Annotated in this window: 15 protein-coding genes; 7 read left to right on the plus strand and 8 right to left on the minus strand. The window is 42.6% G+C overall.

Annotation, left to right across the window (positions count from 1 at the left end; genetic code table 11):
* Positions 1-48: 48 nt before the first annotated feature.
* The 3 genes from glmS to ACZ5A8_RS05985 all read right to left on the minus strand — a co-directional run bounded on the left by glmS (position 49) and on the right by ACZ5A8_RS05985 (position 4,338).
* On the minus strand, positions 49-1,905 hold the full coding sequence (gene glmS / locus ACZ5A8_RS05975; RefSeq protein ID WP_464532787.1) for a glutamine--fructose-6-phosphate transaminase (isomerizing): 1,857 nt from the start codon (positions 1,903-1,905) through the stop codon (positions 49-51).
* A gap of 23 nt (positions 1,906-1,928) precedes the next feature.
* Complete coding sequence (gene glmU / locus ACZ5A8_RS05980; RefSeq protein WP_229391817.1) at positions 1,929-3,146, minus strand: bifunctional sugar-1-phosphate nucleotidylyltransferase/acetyltransferase; 1,218 nt, start codon at positions 3,144-3,146, stop codon at positions 1,929-1,931.
* Positions 3,147-3,369: 223 nt separating this feature from the next.
* Positions 3,370-4,338 carry a calcium/sodium antiporter gene (locus tag ACZ5A8_RS05985; RefSeq protein ID WP_464532789.1) on the minus strand — a complete coding sequence of 323 codons (969 nt, stop codon included), beginning with the start codon at positions 4,336-4,338 and terminating at the stop codon, positions 3,370-3,372.
* A 146-nt stretch (positions 4,339-4,484) separates the two neighbouring features.
* On the opposite strand from ACZ5A8_RS05985, the gene ACZ5A8_RS05990 reads away from it, so the two are divergent.
* From ACZ5A8_RS05990 to ACZ5A8_RS06010, 5 genes are all read left to right on the plus strand, one after another.
* On the plus strand, positions 4,485-4,790 hold the full coding sequence (locus tag ACZ5A8_RS05990; protein ID WP_464532791.1) for a hypothetical protein: 306 nt from the start codon (positions 4,485-4,487) through the stop codon (positions 4,788-4,790).
* 297 nt (positions 4,791-5,087) lie between these two features.
* Entirely contained in the window at positions 5,088-5,291 is a 204-nt protein-coding gene (locus ACZ5A8_RS05995; RefSeq protein ID WP_464532792.1) for an ABC transporter permease subunit, read from the plus strand.
* A 965-nt stretch (positions 5,292-6,256) separates the two neighbouring features.
* Positions 6,257-7,510, plus strand: coding sequence for a replication protein A (locus ACZ5A8_RS06000; protein WP_464532794.1), 1,254 nt, complete (start codon positions 6,257-6,259; stop codon positions 7,508-7,510).
* The gene (locus ACZ5A8_RS06005) at positions 7,511-8,080 is read left to right on the plus strand and encodes an RPA family protein (RefSeq protein ID WP_229391813.1); all 570 of its coding nucleotides are present in this window, start codon (positions 7,511-7,513) and stop codon (positions 8,078-8,080) included.
* A 401-nt stretch (positions 8,081-8,481) separates the two neighbouring features.
* Entirely contained in the window at positions 8,482-8,703 is a 222-nt protein-coding gene (locus ACZ5A8_RS06010) for a hypothetical protein (RefSeq protein ID WP_229391812.1), read from the plus strand.
* A gap of 144 nt (positions 8,704-8,847) precedes the next feature.
* Here the strand turns inward: ACZ5A8_RS06010 and ACZ5A8_RS06015 are convergent, their stop codons facing one another.
* From ACZ5A8_RS06015 to ACZ5A8_RS06035, 5 genes are all read right to left on the minus strand, one after another.
* Complete coding sequence (locus ACZ5A8_RS06015; protein ID WP_229391811.1) at positions 8,848-9,393, minus strand: metallophosphoesterase; 546 nt, start codon at positions 9,391-9,393, stop codon at positions 8,848-8,850.
* Between the two features lie 279 nt (positions 9,394-9,672).
* Positions 9,673-10,461 (minus strand): DUF7839 domain-containing protein, encoded by a 789-nt coding sequence (locus tag ACZ5A8_RS06020; RefSeq protein WP_464534034.1) that lies wholly within the window; start codon positions 10,459-10,461, stop codon positions 9,673-9,675.
* Positions 10,461-10,982, minus strand: coding sequence for an ArsR family transcriptional regulator (locus tag ACZ5A8_RS06025; protein WP_322222515.1), 522 nt, complete (start codon positions 10,980-10,982; stop codon positions 10,461-10,463). Before ACZ5A8_RS06025 ends, ACZ5A8_RS06020 begins: the two co-directional genes overlap by 1 nt.
* A gap of 64 nt (positions 10,983-11,046) precedes the next feature.
* The gene (locus tag ACZ5A8_RS06030) at positions 11,047-12,084 is read right to left on the minus strand and encodes a deoxyhypusine synthase (RefSeq protein WP_229391809.1); all 1,038 of its coding nucleotides are present in this window, start codon (positions 12,082-12,084) and stop codon (positions 11,047-11,049) included.
* A 529-nt stretch (positions 12,085-12,613) separates the two neighbouring features.
* A complete protein-coding gene (locus tag ACZ5A8_RS06035) occupies positions 12,614-13,111 on the minus strand; it encodes a pyruvoyl-dependent arginine decarboxylase (RefSeq protein ID WP_229391808.1) in 498 nt (165 codons plus the stop codon).
* Between the two features lie 585 nt (positions 13,112-13,696).
* Here ACZ5A8_RS06035 and ACZ5A8_RS06040 point away from each other — a divergent pair.
* Together ACZ5A8_RS06040 and ACZ5A8_RS06045 are read left to right on the plus strand one after the other, a co-directional pair.
* On the plus strand, positions 13,697-14,347 hold the full coding sequence (locus tag ACZ5A8_RS06040) for a hypothetical protein (protein WP_229391807.1): 651 nt from the start codon (positions 13,697-13,699) through the stop codon (positions 14,345-14,347).
* 147 nt (positions 14,348-14,494) lie between these two features.
* Positions 14,495-15,454: a nitrilase-related carbon-nitrogen hydrolase gene (locus ACZ5A8_RS06045; protein WP_464532797.1), complete on the plus strand. Its 960-nt coding sequence runs from the start codon at positions 14,495-14,497 to the stop codon at positions 15,452-15,454.
* The last annotated feature ends 110 nt before the right edge of the window (positions 15,455-15,564 follow it).

A 15,564-nucleotide genomic window follows, 5' to 3' on the forward strand; every position in this document is an offset into this window, starting at 1 on the left:
GAAATCTAAGATTTCAAGCTTAAAATTCTGAAGTTCTCAACCTTATCATTATTCGACAGTAACACTCTTTGCAAGATTACGGGGTTTGTCAATAGAGCAGTCCCTGGCAAGAGCAGTGTAGTAAGCAAGCAGCTGAAGCACGACAACACTCAGAAGAGGAGCCAGCAATTCATTGCTCTGGGGAACCCTGAGGACAATGTCTGCATATTTTCCTATTTCCGTGTCCTTACTGTCGGCAACAGCTATTACATAAGCATCCCTGGCTTTTACTTCTTTTATATTGCTAAGCATTTTATCATACGTCTGCCCCCTTGTGGCAATCGCAACTACAGGAGTCCCTTCGTCAAGCAGGGCAATTGGGCCGTGTTTCAGTTCTCCTGCAGCAAAGCCTTCGGCATGCACGTATGAGATCTCCTTGAGCTTCAGGGCTCCTTCGAGAGCTATAGGGTAGTTGAGGTGCCTGCCAAGGAAGAAATAGCTATTTGAACGGGCAAAGTTCTCAGCACATTCCTTTATCGTTTCCTTCTGGTTGAGAATCTGCTGGATTTCTCCCGGGACTTTCCGGAGTTCCGTAATGAAACTTTTTACATAATCAGGGCTTAGCTTGCCTCTTACAAGAGCGAACTTTACAGCGAGAAGATAAAGAAGAGTAAGCTGAGTACTGAAAGTCTTTGTAGCAGCAACTCCTATTTCAGGGCCTGCCCGTGTATAGAGCACACTATTTGCTTCTCTTGTAATGGTGCTCCCCACAACGTTTGTAATTGCAAGAGTAGGACAGTTGTAAGACATAATCTCCCGCACGGCTGCAAGGGTATCTGCGGTTTCTCCTGATTGAGTAATCGCAATTGCAAGGGTTCCATCATTCATAACAGGGTTTCTGTACCTGTATTCCGAGCAGATGTCAATGTCGCAGTGAATTCCTGCTAGCTGTTCAAACAGGTATTTTCCAAGCAAACCTGCGTGCCAGGAGGTTCCGCAGGCGAGAATCTGAACCCTTGAAAGCTTCTTTATTTCATCCTCACTGAGGTTCAGTTCATTTAAGTGTATAGCCCCTTCAAGCTCAGAGACTTTGCCTACCAGAGTATCGTGAATTGCGCTGACCTGCTCATGAATCTCTTTCAGCATGAAATGTTCATAACCTGCTTTTTCTGCGGCTTCAAAATCCCATTCTATCTTTTCTATCTTCTTTTCCCTGAGATTCCCTTCTCTGTCAAATATCTCTACACCGGCAGGGCTAAGCACCACCGTCTCAAAGTCATTTACGAAGATAACATCCCTTGTGTAGTTCAGAAAAGCGGTTACATCAGATCCAGCAAAATTTTCCCCTTTCCCTAACCCTATAACAAGAGGACTGTCTTTGCGGGCAAGTACGAGTTTTCCGGGTTCGTCAGCAGAGAGGATTGCAAGAGCATAGGACCCTTCAATCTCTTTTAAGGCTTCCCTGAGCCCTGCAAGAAGTTCGCGTTGAGCTTCCTTTCTATCCGGCCCTCCATAGATGTGTTTGTGCAGAAGATGTGCGATTACCTCGGTATCGGTTTCGGATTTGAATACGTAACCTTCTCCAATAAGCCGCTCTTTTAATGCCATGTAATTTTCAATAATCCCGTTATGCACAATCGATATTTTTTCCGGATTCCCCCCCGAATTGTGAGGGTGGGCATTTTCCGTACTTGGGCGACCGTGGGTTGCCCAGCGGGTATGTCCGATTCCTACAGTTCCTCCGAGGTTTTTCGGGGTTTCGGATTCTAGATTTATGATTTTCCCGACTGCCTTGTAAGTCTCAATTCCACTGCCAAGAACGGTAATCCCTGCAGAGTCGTATCCCCTATATTCAAGTTTTTTAAGAGATTCTATAAGAACCGGTGCAGCAGCATTTCGCCCTGCATATCCGACAATTCCACACATTTTTTTATCTCCTTCTTAAGAGCTCAGAGGACCACCGAATCACGGGGCAGGTCTCTGTAAATGGTATTTCCGGACTCTACCTGACAGTTGACAGCAATCATTACTCCTGCTTTCACGAGCACCTTGCCTCCTATCCGATTATCGTCCCCAAGTATAGTGCCGAGCTTCGGGGCTTTGTGAATCCTGCAGTTAATGTTTATCTCAAGGTTTTCTTTTTCCTCTGCAGTAAAACCAGGACCAAGGGTATTATTGCTTCCAATTATGGAGTTCGAAATTTGTCCATGGGAAGAAATCCTGCAGTCATTCATTATAATACTGTTCTGAATTTCGGTAAAAGATCGTATGGATACATTATCTCCTATAGTGGTGGAGGGCAAAATTACTACGTTAGGTCCTATATCACAGTTTTCCCCGATTACTACGGGACCTACAATATAAGTTCCGGCACGGATTTTTGTGTTTTTCCCGATTGCAACCTTTCCGCGAATTATCACTCCTTCTTCAAGTTCTCCTTCCTGTTTCAGGTTTCTGGAGGAATTTAACACAATCGCGTTTGCTTTCAGAAGATCCCATGCGTGGACTGCATCCAGCCACTTTGATTCGGTCGGGATTGAAGTAACTACTTTTCCCTCATCAATCATAAGCTGGAGAGTGTCGGTTATCGCATATTCCCCGTTTTCAGATATGGGGGTCTTTTCAATGGTTTCAAAGACTTGAGGTGTAAAAATGTATATTCCGGTGTTTACAATATGGCTTAGGCCTCCTGGCCTTTTTTCCAGAATTCGTGTGACTCTCTTCTTTTCTTTCAATACCACTCCATAACCTGCTGTGTCCTCCATTCTTACGGTTAGAAGGCTCGCATCCCCTTCATAATTATTAAGAAGATCAGCTATGGTTTTTGGCTCTACCAGGTTGTCCCCGTTCAGGACAAGGAATTCGGAATCCCCGGGATTTATTAGTTTTTTTGCCTGTTCAATCGCATGCGCTGTCCCGAGCTGGGCTTTTTGCTCGACATATTTTATATTGACCCCGAAATTCAGCCCGTCTTCAAAATAGTTCATTATGCGTTCTTTTTCATACCCGACAACCAGGATGATCTCATTGATTCCATTTTTCTCAAGCGAAGATATGACATGTTCCAGAATAGGCCTGTTGGCCACAGGAAGCATTACTTTGGAACGAGTAAGAGTAAGAGGCCTGCAGCGCAGTCCTTCCCCTGCTGCGAGGATAATAGCTTTCATAGAGTTAAAGAATCTTTTTTTAGAATTTATACATTGCCTTCAAAACCTGCAGGTCAAAATTATAAAAATATGTTTATATATAAAGAGTGTTCAAAAACATTGTATAATATATGGCAGTGAAAGGATGATCTATAAAAAATGAAAAAATATATATAAGAAGTGAAGATTTTAAAATTTAAAAAGTGAAGAGGCTACACATTTGCTTTAAAATTGGAATACAGGCTTACACATAGAAGATAAAAAGCCCTGCCACATACGCAAGATATGCCCCTAAAATTACGCCTCCTTCCCACCTTTCCAGCTTTTTTCCAGTAATTCCAAAGATTATGAGGGCGAGAGATATAAGGAACATGAATGGGAAATCGTACCCTGTAAGTTGTTCCGAAACGGGCAGCATCCTGATCTGAGATGATGCCCCAAGGATCATGGCAATGTCCATTGTGTTTGCCCCGAGAATATTCCCTATGGAGAGATCCTGGTGCCCTTTCCTGAGGGAAGTAATTGCAGTTGCAAGTTCGGGCAGGGATGTTCCTATTGCAACCGCTGTCAGGGCTATAATTACTTCAGGGATGCCTATCCATTCGGCTATTTTTATCCCGGAATCTACCAGGATTCTGCTTCCTATAACTACGGAAAGGGAGCCAAGAACAAAGAAAGCTATATCTCTCCGAATTTCTTTGATTCTAAGCTTTTCTCTACCTGTTTCTTTATCTCCAAATAATACGCGCTGGGTTTTTGAAGCATGGAACAGGAAAGCAAAAAACACAAGCAGAAGTAAAACTCCATCAAGCTGGTTAACATTTCCATCGCGGCTAATTATGATAAGGACAATTCCTGAAAGGAGCATGAGCCCGCTTTTAATGGGAAATGTATCATCCTTCATAGGGATTGCTTTAACAAGTATAATAGAGCCCAATACAAGCCCTGTATTGCATATGACCGACCCGACAGCATTTCCTATTGTCACATCCGTATGCCCGATATAAGCCGCTGTTGCGGAAACTGCAAACTCCGGAGCCGTAGTTGCAAAACTCACAATCGTAGCCCCTATAAGCATTTTCGGGATCCCGCTTTTGTTTGATATTGCAACTGCAGCTTCAATGAACCAGTCCGAACCTTTGCTTATCATGGCAAGGCTAAGTAGAAAAAGAAAGATCAAAAGCAAGTCCATGGCGTCCTTTAAAGTAGGCAAAGAATATAATTCAAACGCTCCTGTTTTTGCAGTACTTTATAACGTTTTTGGTCATAAAAAGTTATAACTATTATCGACAGTAAATTTACAAAATAAATCAGATGATTTTATAAGGGACAGGGATACCGAATAAATTATCGGGTACTGTGGGGGAACTTAGCCCGTTTTCCTTTCCCTTATCTCTTCCTTTTATTGCCGGCGGTATCAGGATTGCAGTTGTGTTTACAATGGGGGTCGTAACCCTTGGCGGGCTGATTGCCACAGGCGGGCTTGGGGCTGCCCTTCAGAACGGGATTCAGCTACTTGACATGGGGGACGATTTTCTTGTTACCGGGGCCTGGGTGGGGCTGCTTGCGTTGCTCCTGGACGGATTTGCAGGCATACTAGAAAGCAGTCTTAAAGAAGGTATGGGACATGGTCATAACCGCGGAAATCCTGGAGGCTACGCTTGAGCATCTTTTTCTTGCTTATACAGCTCTTCTTATCGGAACCCCTGTTTCTATCCCTCTCATACTCCTTTCCCCTGTATAATGCAAAGCTTGCCTCACTTGTTATAAGGTTTTCCAACCTTATTCAGGCAGTCCCCAGTTTTGCGGCTGTGGCTATAGTTGTGCTTTTTATTGGCATTGGCTTTACCCCTGCGGTTATTGCCATTATGTTGAGAATACTGCTTCCGATCATAAAAAACACTTATATAGGACTTTTTAATGTCGACCCTTCTCTAGATCGAGTCTGCAAAAGGAGTTGGATTGACAGAATTTCAGATTATCAGGCATGTAAGGCTCCCGAATGCATATCCTGCCATATTTGCAGGAATTAAGTTTGCCGCCATCCTTGCCAACAGTATTGCAGTTCTGACAGCTCTTATAGGTGGGATAGGTCTGGGGTCCATGATTTTTGAAGGGCTTACGAATTTCAATAATACCAAAATTCTGGCAGGACCCTGCCTGTGATAGGCATAGCTCTTTTTCTGGATTTTTCTTTCTCGAGAATAGAACGCTGTCTTACTCTGGAGTAGAACGCTGTCTTACTCTGGAGTAGAACGCTGTCTTACTCTGGAGTAGAACGCTGTCTTACTCTGGAGTAGAACGCTGTCTTACTCTGGAGTAGAACGCTGTCTTACTCCGGAGTACCTTAAAAGGTAAACAGGTTCATCTATTAAAATAATTGACAATCACTCTGAGACCATTCGCCTTTATAGAATTATTTTTTGGTAAAAAATTAATGGCGAGTTTGAAATTCTAAATTATGAATCCTGATCCGTACATTTTTACTTCCGGAAAACTATTGTATAGTGTAAAAAATATTTAATTCTTAAAGTTAGGGCATCGAATATAATACAAATCTTTTTATATGTTTTTTAATTCTTAGATGATGCCTGACATCCCAAAATATATCAATATTAAAACACAATCTATTCTAAAGTTACTAGAAAAACTTTCATATGAAGTTACTGGTGTTACGAACAGTGCGATCAACACTGCAAATAACTTTTTATTACAAAGTACCTTGTGGACAGATTATTGGATGGTTATTGGCAATCTAAACAACAGGTCTACTGATGAGCAATTGTATGATTAATGCAACTATCCTGTTACATAACCAATCAGAAAAGCATATAAAAGGAATTTGAGGCTAATTTCGAAGCAGAGGGCAGGGGAAGACAGTAAAGTTTCTTTGAGGATATGTGAGACTGCCTTGAAAGAATGAACTCATTCCTCTAAACCGGATTAATTGTACGGAGCAAATACTTTTTCGGGCTTTGCAATTCTCCATGTCAGGGCTCTTTCAGGGGCAGCCGCTTCCTGCAGGTTGAATACTTTCACCCCGCTTCACACAACTTTATATCCTCTGCGGCGATAATTTAGAGTGCCTCTCAATAAGATAAACTAACCATGAGGCTTGAGGTAGAATTAAGATGAAACAAACTGCAGAATCCATTAGAGACCGGTTTATGAAACTTGGTATCGATGTGCCTGTTGAGGACATCGAAAGCAGACTCGACGAGCTGATTAAGAAGTTCAAAGTGCCTTCAAATGAAGCACAGCGAAGCGTAACAAACTACTTTTTGAAGAAATATTCGATTCCTAAAAATGAATTTTATGTCAGGCAGGCTGAGCCTCAGCTTACCAAAGTTGCGGATATTACGGAAAATGGGCAGTGGGCAAACCTTAGGGCAAAGGTCGTTCAGCTCTGGGAAAATACTCATGAATCCATCTCTCAGGTTGGGCTTCTTGGAGATGAGACTGGAATCATAAAGTTTACCATCTGGAAAAATGCCGAACTTCCTCCCCTTGAGCAGGGAGAGAGCTATCTTCTCCGAAGCGTTGTTGTTGGGGAATACAACGAAAGGTTCCAGGTCCAGGTCAATAAGAACAGTTCCATTGAGAAGCTCTCCGAGCCTGTTGAAGTTGGAGGTGGCGATTTCACTCCTGCAGCAAGGGAAGCCGAACTCAGAAATATTGTAGACCTTGTTGGGAACCAGTGGGCTACGGTAAGAGGGAAAGTTGTCCAGCTCTGGGAAAATTCCCATGAATCTATAGAACAGGCAGGGCTTATCGGAGACGAAACCGGTGTCATCAAATTCACTAACTGGGCAAGTTCCGAACTTCCGGATATGGAAGAAGGCAAGAGTTACATGCTGAAAAATGTAGTCGTTAGCGAGTGGAATGGCAAGGCTCAGGTTCAGCTTAACAAGTCAAGCTCTATAGAAACTCTCGATGAAGATATTGAAGTAAGAACTTCCGTATTTACATACTTCGGGGCAATGATTGACATTCAGACCGGCTCCGGACTTATAAAGCGGTGTCCTGAATGCAAACGGGCTCTGGTTAAAGGCGCCTGTGCAGAGCATGGGAAAGTCAAAGGAGAATATGACCTCCGGATAAAAGCAGTCCTTGACTCGGGGACTTCCACGCAGGACGCCCTGATAAACAGAGAGCTTACCGAAGAGCTTGCAGGTATATCCCTTGACAGCGCCATAGCAATGGCTGCAGATGCCCTTGATCCTGGAGTTGTACTGGACAAATTGAAACACGAGCTTGTCGGCAAATATTATACTGTCAGCGGACACAAGCTTGACCGCTATATCCTTGTGGATTCGATTACTCCAATGGCTTCTCTGGACAGGGAGCTTCTTGATGAAATGCTTGCTGAACTGGAGGTGGAGTAAATGGCAGGTTTCTTCAGAGAAGTATCGCGCAGAGTTTTTGCCCAGGAACTGAAAGACTCGAACCTCACATCCAGGGACGAAAGCGACCAGTATGCTCCGCAGTATCTCCTTACCCCGACAGGGGCGAAAGTGAACCGCATTTTCATTGTGGGCACTCTTATCGAAAAAGAAGATATAGGCACTGACTCCGAATACTGGAGGGGCAGGGTTTCCGACCCGACAGGTTCCTTCCTTATATACGCAGGGCAGTACCAGCCAGAAGCCGCTCAATTCCTTGCCGAATGCGAACTGCCAGCTTTTGTTGCGGTGATTGGCAAGACCAGCACATACACTACAGATGATGGAAATGTCCTGACCTCTATTCGCCCGGAATCTGTCCAGCAGGTGGATGAACTGACAAGAAATCTATGGGTACTCGATACCGCAAAGCAGACCCTCGAACGGATAAGGGCAGTTGAGGCACAGGAAGATGCTAACTCAAAGCTTGCAAAAGAACACTATTCCACTGATATCGAAATTTATCGTGAAATGGTAAGAAAAGCTATCGAGTCCCTTAAAGATAATGTCTGAGTATTGTAAAAGCAATTGTAGTTTAAGTTCTAATTAAGTAATCGTGAAACTCAGGGTTTTTTACCCTGAATTCATTTTTTTAAATCAATAAGCATTTTGCTTCCTGAATGGTCCTGAATCCTTTTCTTCCGTTTATTGTTTTTCTTCCGTTTATTGTTTTGATTTGTTTTTTGCTTCTTGTTTCTTTTTGCTTTTTGTTTCGTTTTTTCTTACTTCTCTTCCATATAATTCACTCCAAAATTATTCTTCACTGAATAAGTTTTTTCCAGTTTTCACGGTATCAGAACAATAAGAGGCAAAATATAGATAAATAAACGAAACATGATATAAAATGAGCAACGAGTGTTTTAATAAGATTTAACGCTAAAATTAGTTAGTAAATTAGTATATGGGATGATCCTGTGAAAACATATCTTGTGGTCTGGTTCAGTAGTGAAGGAGTTCGCCCGTCTGAGGTCAATCAGAGACTGTTGTCCCTGGGTTTTGAACCCATGCAGGGCAGCTATGACTTTGTGTATAACTGGAACAGCAATGTCGGTGTAGAGAAGATCCTCGAGTTTGGGGACAAAGTCTACCTGAGCCTTCAGGGAACAGGTTCAATGTTCAAACTGGAGACTATGTGAACTGACGGAGTCCGTCAAATACATAGTTCCGGAGACCTCGCCTAGCGAGGCATGTGCCTGATTTCTAACAACAAAAACCTTAGCATGTTCTGTTTCTACCTTTTTAAGACTTGCTGGTCAGCCTCAGGCGCTCAGGCTCCTCTTTTATTTATTTTCTTCCTGTTTTTGTGTTTTCAGGGCATCCCGGAATTTTATATATTCACAGCTGTCTCCTTCAAGATTAAGTATCCTGCCTTTAATACTTCCTTTTTCAATTATGAGTTCCACAGCACTCGGATTTGACATTCTGGGTTTTGTCGGAGAACCCGGGCACACAAGCATTACATCCTTCTTTTCAATCAAAGGACGGTGAAGGTGCCCGAAAATCAGGACATCTACTCCCATTTCTTTTGCGAGGTAACCCTGGGCAGTTGTATCCATAACTGAAAGCCCTCCTTCATGCACCACCCCGATATTTACCCCTTCAACTTCAAATTTCAGCCTTTCGGGTAGGAGCTGCCTGAGTTCGAAAGTATCATCATTTCCGTAAACAGCTCTCAGCTTGCCACTGGCATTGAATGCCTTATATGCTTCTACGTTACTGAAATCCCCTGCATGGACAATGAGGTCGCAGTTTTCAAGAATGTTTTGGAGTTGCAGGGGAATTTCTCCTGTCTTAAGGTGGGTATCGGAAATTGCGATCAGTTTCATGGTAAGCCTCCATTATAACGTAAAATATGCCTTTTAAGAATAAAAATGTACAGCGTAAACTGTAAGACTTGAGAGATGCACCTGGACTTGAAATTTACGCTTAATATTGAAAGTTAAGCTTAAACTTGAAATTTATTTAGTCTTTATTTAATCTTAGATCTATTACCAACCAGGTTACCAGAACTGCTATTGATAAAAATTATGAAAAAACAGCAGGTTCGAGTCCCAAATCTATATGTTTAGGACTGTCGAACCGGAAATTAAAACTAAGGAAAAAAATTACTCAAGCGTCAGATCAACAAGTTCGTACTCAAGGTTCTCAGTTTCTAGCCTGTTCAGAAGAGCAGAGACCTGTTCATCCACTGAGACCACCAGGGATGAAAGTCCGTGATATGCAGCCTCGATAACTGATTCATTTGTCCCGAACATGACATTGGGGCTTATGCCTATCTTGCGAAGAGCAATTAACGACTCCACACCTATTGCTGCTATATAGGGTTTTGAACTTGCAAGCATCTTCAGGCGCTCGAGGTCCACTTTTCTTGACCCTCCGCGCTCAACTCTGGGAACCTTACAGATCGTTATGGTTGCGTTTTCCAGGTCTATAAGACCTTTGAGGCTGGTTACTCCCACATCATCTCCCTGGGCGGCATCGGATATGACAGTTCCTGATGCTCCTGTCTTTTCCGTGCTGCTAACATACAGGAGTCCGTGATCCATTTTCAGGTAAACCTGCTGGCCTTCTTTGACCTCTTCTTTTGTTATGGCTGTCCAGGTCGAGACATGGCTGATTATGTCCTCCATGACAAAGCGGGCATATCGCTTCATTTCGGCGGCGTTTTCAAGGACCCATTCTACGCCTTCTTTTGTTATCCTGTACCGGACGCGGCCCTCAGTGACAATCAGCCCATCATTTACAAGCTCCTTAATGTATTCGGAAACGGCCTGGGGGGTTATTCCGATCTTTGCGGCAATCTCTTTTTGCCTTACATTGGGCTGGTGGGCTGCGATCTCAATAAGGACCTGAAACTTGGTTACTCCGCTCTTTGTCTGGAGGATTTTAATCATCAATCGTAATTCTCCTCAACATCTTCAATTACTTTTAGCCTTTGCCCCATTACTGAAAGCCTTTCGGACCTGCGGGCAACAGCACAAATATAGAACGGATTCTTATTAAGAGTCCTTGTGAGGTTGCTCATTGAGGTGTTGCCCTCTTCTACCAGTCTTTCCAGTTCTTCCATAGCATCCTTAACTTCTTCATACGGCTTGAAGGTCAGCATAATGATGTCGCTGAGGTCTTCAAAGGAGCACTGAAAGTTAACCTGAACCTTTGAATAAGAACTGTGGTATTCTTTTGAGGGTTTTTGTCCTGCTTCGGGGACTCTCCACTGACTTTCAAGGAGCCCGGCTTTTTTCAGAATATGAAGGCTTTTTGATGAGTCCGAACCTATAAACTCATCGATTTCCGCTCTTGTCATCCATTTGTTAGAAAGTGCATCGAATATTCTTTTATGGGTTCTGGATCCAAAAGTCCTGAGTAATGGTACTAAATAGGAAGGATCGTTAATTATTCGAGTTCGTTTACCCATTTATGTCCTCTCCTTCTCGCCTTATGTTATCAGCTTTCAAATATAATAAAGATTTGTAATGTGATTATTCGTTATAAGTAATATCAAGCCCTTCGGGGCCATCCCAGGAAAAAACAGGGGCATTACGCTTCAGGTCACGTGATTTCTCGTGCAGTGCATGGACAACAATTGGGAGGGCTATGGTAGCATCCACAAAAACCTGTACCTTTTTTGCCTGAGCTGCGATCTTACCCCAGGAAACTGCTTCATCAAAAGTGCAGCCTGAGAGTCCTCCCCAGTGCGGAGAATCTGAAGTATACTGGATAGCATATTCATGCCCACCGATATCCATTCCCAGAATAGAAGCTATTACTTCTGTCTGCTGGATAAAGTTCTTCGGGACACCGCCTCCTATATAGACTACACCTGTATGTTCTGATTTTTCCACAATCTGAGTGATTTCGTCAACATCTTTTATCTGGTCTATTTCAAGTTTCAGCCCTCTTCTCCTTGCAATAGTAAGCCCTATGCCTATGGAACTGTCTGACAGTGCAGGTACAAATATCGGGACGTTGTGCCTGTATGCACTTACTACTATTGAGTCCTCAGCAGCTCCTCTCTTTACAAGCTCCTTTCCAAGAAGATACATGAACTCTCTTGAGGAACAGGTGATCTCTCCAATTTCCTCTGCAAAATCCGCAATCAGGTTATCTGCAGTTCTGAATTCTTCTTCAACTGCAAAGACATCATAAATCCTGTCCACACCGTGTTCAAAAAGTTTTTCATCATCAGCCAGATGTGAACCCACATAGTGCTTCCTGCCAAGGGCTTCGTGAGAGTCATGGAACAGGTTTGCCCCTGTGCTTACAAGGCAGTCGATCATTCTTTCCCGGATCATATAGGAAATTACCCTGCGCATGCCGGCAGGAACCATGGCTCCGGATAAGCCCATAAGCACAGTCGTGTCCTTTTCTTTGAGCATGTTATGCCAGGCCTGGACCGACTCAGCCAGTTTCCTGCCCTGGAAGCCGGTCTTTAGCATTCCGTCCATTAATTCACTTACAGACCTGTCCTTTACATCAATTGGAACGGTTGGGTTGTTTGTAAATACATTGTGATGCATACCATTCTCCACATAAATAAGCAGATCGCGATAGGTTTTGCCTGTGACCCTTAACATCCTGTCTTACAGGTGCCCGGCAATAAACGGTAAGAGACGCAAATAACGTTAAAGGATTATATATTTTTTATTAAATATCAATATATGCAGACCCTCTTGCCTGAGGACTCCTTACAGATACAGGCTTCTCCGAAGGAAGACAGATTTGCTGTATTTATGGTTATGAGTTAAGAGTGAAATGAGTGTAATAGATTGTTTCTAAGATAGTTGTAAATGGTTGGATAGCTTTCAATGATGTTCAGGTGCTGGATAACAACCTGAATACTTGATAATAACGCTCTGATGAGTGATCTTGGGGGTATATCGGTAAACAAAGCGTTGTAACAGACAGTATCAGTAAATATGTACTATCTGTAAATATACATCATCTGTAAACAAATAATGTCTGTATAATACTGCTATAATGTATATGAAGCAACAGTATTACCTGAGTCCGTGTAAGACTCGAAACCCTGTATGGAACTCATCTTGTTTAAATAATAAAAACTGCTGCGGATATTACTGTCATCCAGTTCCCGCTTTCTTGTAAGAAGGATGATCTGGGAATACTGAAGGTTTTTAGAGGTGCCTCATTTGTCCAGGTGCTGTACATGCTTCCTGCAAGTTTTATGGCATGTTCTCCTACATCCTGTGTATTTTCCCCGTAAGCATGATACTCGGAAATATAGCCATGCTTGCTAATGTCACCGGGAAGTGCGCATCCTACGGAAGTACTCAATGTTCTCCCGGGCTCATTGGAAGATATTCTGGACATTACACAGAAAACTACCTCTCCAGGGCTCAGTTCTTTCAAACCTTCTTCCTTTGTCACAATTTCACATTTGGGGGGCAAGATAGAACTTACAGTTACCAGGTTAAATTTTTCGATACCTGCATCCCGAAGTGAGACCTCAAATGATTCCAGTTGTTCGGGGTGTGTACCGACTCCGCTTGTAAAAAATACTTTTCTTGGAATTAACTTTGCAATCATTTTTACATCCTTGAAATATCACCAGTTTAAGCTTAAATCAGATAGCAATTATTATTTTTAAGCGTTGCCCTTCAATTTCGCTGGACAGAAATCCGATTTGTGTTTCTTCACATGTTAGTGGATTGTAGAAATTCATTTCTATACTATTATATTTTAATGAGTTTTTCAGGAGATTTTAACGTGTTTTTTTCAACCTGAAGTCCTTCTATTTTTATCCATCTCTGTTAATAATTCGATTTGCTCAAAGCTTGTCTGTAACTTCTAAAGTTTTTTACTTTTATGCATTTTTACTGATATTCTCTCTTTTTAATACTTTTTACCGAAATTCTTTTACTTTCCAGCCCTTTATCAAAATCTCTCATAAGCTTTATATCATGCAGGATAATTACATCGTGTGTTACTCCCTGCAATTTTCCTGTCCGCAGTTTTTTTAATCGGGAAAAAATTCAGTTTTTTCCGGAGGCTTTCGGAAGTGCGGACCTGATTACATGCGTTACTGTAGCAGGAGATTGTGTTTTTCTGGCCTAAGGCCTGAAGACAGAACTACTATTAATTAACCCTGATCTCGATATAAAGGCAGAGAAAATGGCAGAGAAACTCAACCTTAAAGTTATAGAACTGCTTGACGGCAGGCAGCTCTCAATAAGCGGACTCTCGCGGGAACTGAAAGCTGGAGGAATAGAAGAACACAGGCTGGTTCTTACTGGCTACCTCAGGGCACTCAGGGACCTTGAACTTCTGGAGGAGATCGAAGTCCCCCCTGCCAAAATCTATGCTCTGCCTGAAAAAGGTAGGGAGCCTCTGCAAGAAAAAAGCAGGGAACTCAGGCTAGCAGATTCCTCCAATCCTGATGACATTTACCTCACTTTCAGGACCCAACTCCTTAAAATCGATCTGGACTTCCGGATTCCTGTCGGAGTGTATGTAATTTCCAGACTTTTCGAAAGGCCCTGTTTCCGCAGGGAGTTAAAACTTGCAGGGATCACCCAGAAGCACCTTGACCAGTACATGGAAAAACCCGGAATTGTTTGTGAAGCCCCCGACTCTTACCTGAAAAAGGCCAGAGCCGATATAACTAAAATAGAGATCCCCCCTGATGACCCTGCATATGAAATCCGGGAGAACAGGGAAGAGGTAACAAAGCTTGCAAATGAAGTACTTGCAGGGATGATAAAACACAGGATAGACCTCGAAGGTCTCGTAGCAAAAAGCAAGCAAACCACTCTGCTGCCCTGAAAGACCAATAATACCAATCCTGAGATATTCAATCCTGAGATATTCAATCCTGAGATATTCAATCCTGTAAACCTTTATACAGATAGAAATTACAAGCAGGACTCAAGCTGCAAATATTAACCTATACCTTATACTGCTGGTCCAAATATGAAAGTTGCCTGTATCCAGATGGATGTGCTTCACTGCAAGAAGCAGGAAAACCTTGAAAAAGCCCTTTACATGGCTTTCAAGGCCGTTGAGAGAGGAGCCGAATTAGTTGTTCTTCCCGAGGTATTTTCCACAGGCTTTTGCTATGAAAATCTCGATCATGCATCAGAAAGCTTTCCTTCCCCGGTTCTTGAGAACCTGGCATGTTTTTCCGAAGCCAACGACTGTATCATCCTGGGTTCAATTATTCAAAAAGATAGTGGGGAAGATATTGGAGAATATATTAGAGAAGAAAGTGGAAAAGGTAGTGGAGAGTCTATTGGAAAATATATTGGAGAAGAAAGTGGAAGAGATGGTGGAAAAAACAATTTTACAGAGAGGGTAAATTATTTTTCCGGAGAAGAAAAGGAAGTACCGGAAAGTAAAAGCTCTGCTCTCTTCTACAATTCTGCTTTCTACTATAATCTCGGCTTTTGTTTTGAGTCCGGAAACCTTGCAGGCACTTACCGTAAAACTCACCCTTTCAAAAAAGAAAATAGTTATTTCTCAAAGGGCAGTTCAATAGAGCCTATTGCCCTGAAAAAGCAAAACCTGAAAATTGGCTTTGAGATTTGTTACGAGATTCGCTTTCCCGAAATTGCAAGAAAACTGGCCATTTCCGGCTCTGATCTGCTTGTGACCACAGCCGCCTTTCCTAACCCAAGGTCCGAGCACTGGAAGATTCTTGCAAAGGCAAGAGCAATCGAAAACCAGATCCCTCACATCGCCTGCAACCGTACAGGTTCTGCTCCTGACTGCAGTTACTTCGGAAACTCAATGATTATCGATGCCTGGGGAGAAGTAAAAGCCGATGCAGGGGATAAAGAATGCGTAATTGTTTGCGACCTTGACCTGTCCGGAAAAGATGAAATCCGAAAAGCAATTCCTGTTTTTGAAGATCGGAGAACCGAGCTTTATTGATTTTTATTTATTGCCATGTGCAAGATTCCTTACTAATTTTAAATCAAGTTAAAGCATACAAAAAAGAATAGAGGAGATACGGAATAGTTTCTTGGCGTTTCCCTCATCTT

Source organism: Methanosarcina subterranea (assembly GCF_055385895.1).

What these genes read in the sequence shown, in the direction of transcription:
- ACZ5A8_RS06000 (WP_464532794.1), top strand. Translation starts at nt 6,257, where the DNA reads ATGAAACAAACTGCAGAATCCATTAGAGACCGGTTTATGAAACTTGGT.
- ACZ5A8_RS06025 (WP_322222515.1), bottom strand. Translation starts at nt 10,982, where the DNA reads ATGGGTAAACGAACTCGAATAATTAACGATCCTTCCTATTTAGTACCA.
- ACZ5A8_RS06035 (WP_229391808.1), bottom strand. Translation starts at nt 13,111, where the DNA reads ATGATTGCAAAGTTAATTCCAAGAAAAGTATTTTTTACAAGCGGAGTC.
- ACZ5A8_RS06040 (WP_229391807.1), top strand. Translation starts at nt 13,697, where the DNA reads ATGGCAGAGAAACTCAACCTTAAAGTTATAGAACTGCTTGACGGCAGG.
- ACZ5A8_RS06045 (WP_464532797.1), top strand. Translation starts at nt 14,495, where the DNA reads ATGAAAGTTGCCTGTATCCAGATGGATGTGCTTCACTGCAAGAAGCAG.
- glmU (WP_229391817.1), bottom strand. Translation starts at nt 3,146, where the DNA reads ATGAAAGCTATTATCCTCGCAGCAGGGGAAGGACTGCGCTGCAGGCCT.
- ACZ5A8_RS06020 (WP_464534034.1), bottom strand. Translation starts at nt 10,461, where the DNA reads ATGATTAAAATCCTCCAGACAAAGAGCGGAGTAACCAAGTTTCAGGTC.
- ACZ5A8_RS06015 (WP_229391811.1), bottom strand. Translation starts at nt 9,393, where the DNA reads ATGAAACTGATCGCAATTTCCGATACCCACCTTAAGACAGGAGAAATT.
- ACZ5A8_RS06005 (WP_229391813.1), top strand. Translation starts at nt 7,511, where the DNA reads ATGGCAGGTTTCTTCAGAGAAGTATCGCGCAGAGTTTTTGCCCAGGAA.
- ACZ5A8_RS06030 (WP_229391809.1), bottom strand. Translation starts at nt 12,084, where the DNA reads ATGCATCACAATGTATTTACAAACAACCCAACCGTTCCAATTGATGTA.
- glmS (WP_464532787.1), bottom strand. Translation starts at nt 1,905, where the DNA reads ATGTGTGGAATTGTCGGATATGCAGGGCGAAATGCTGCTGCACCGGTT.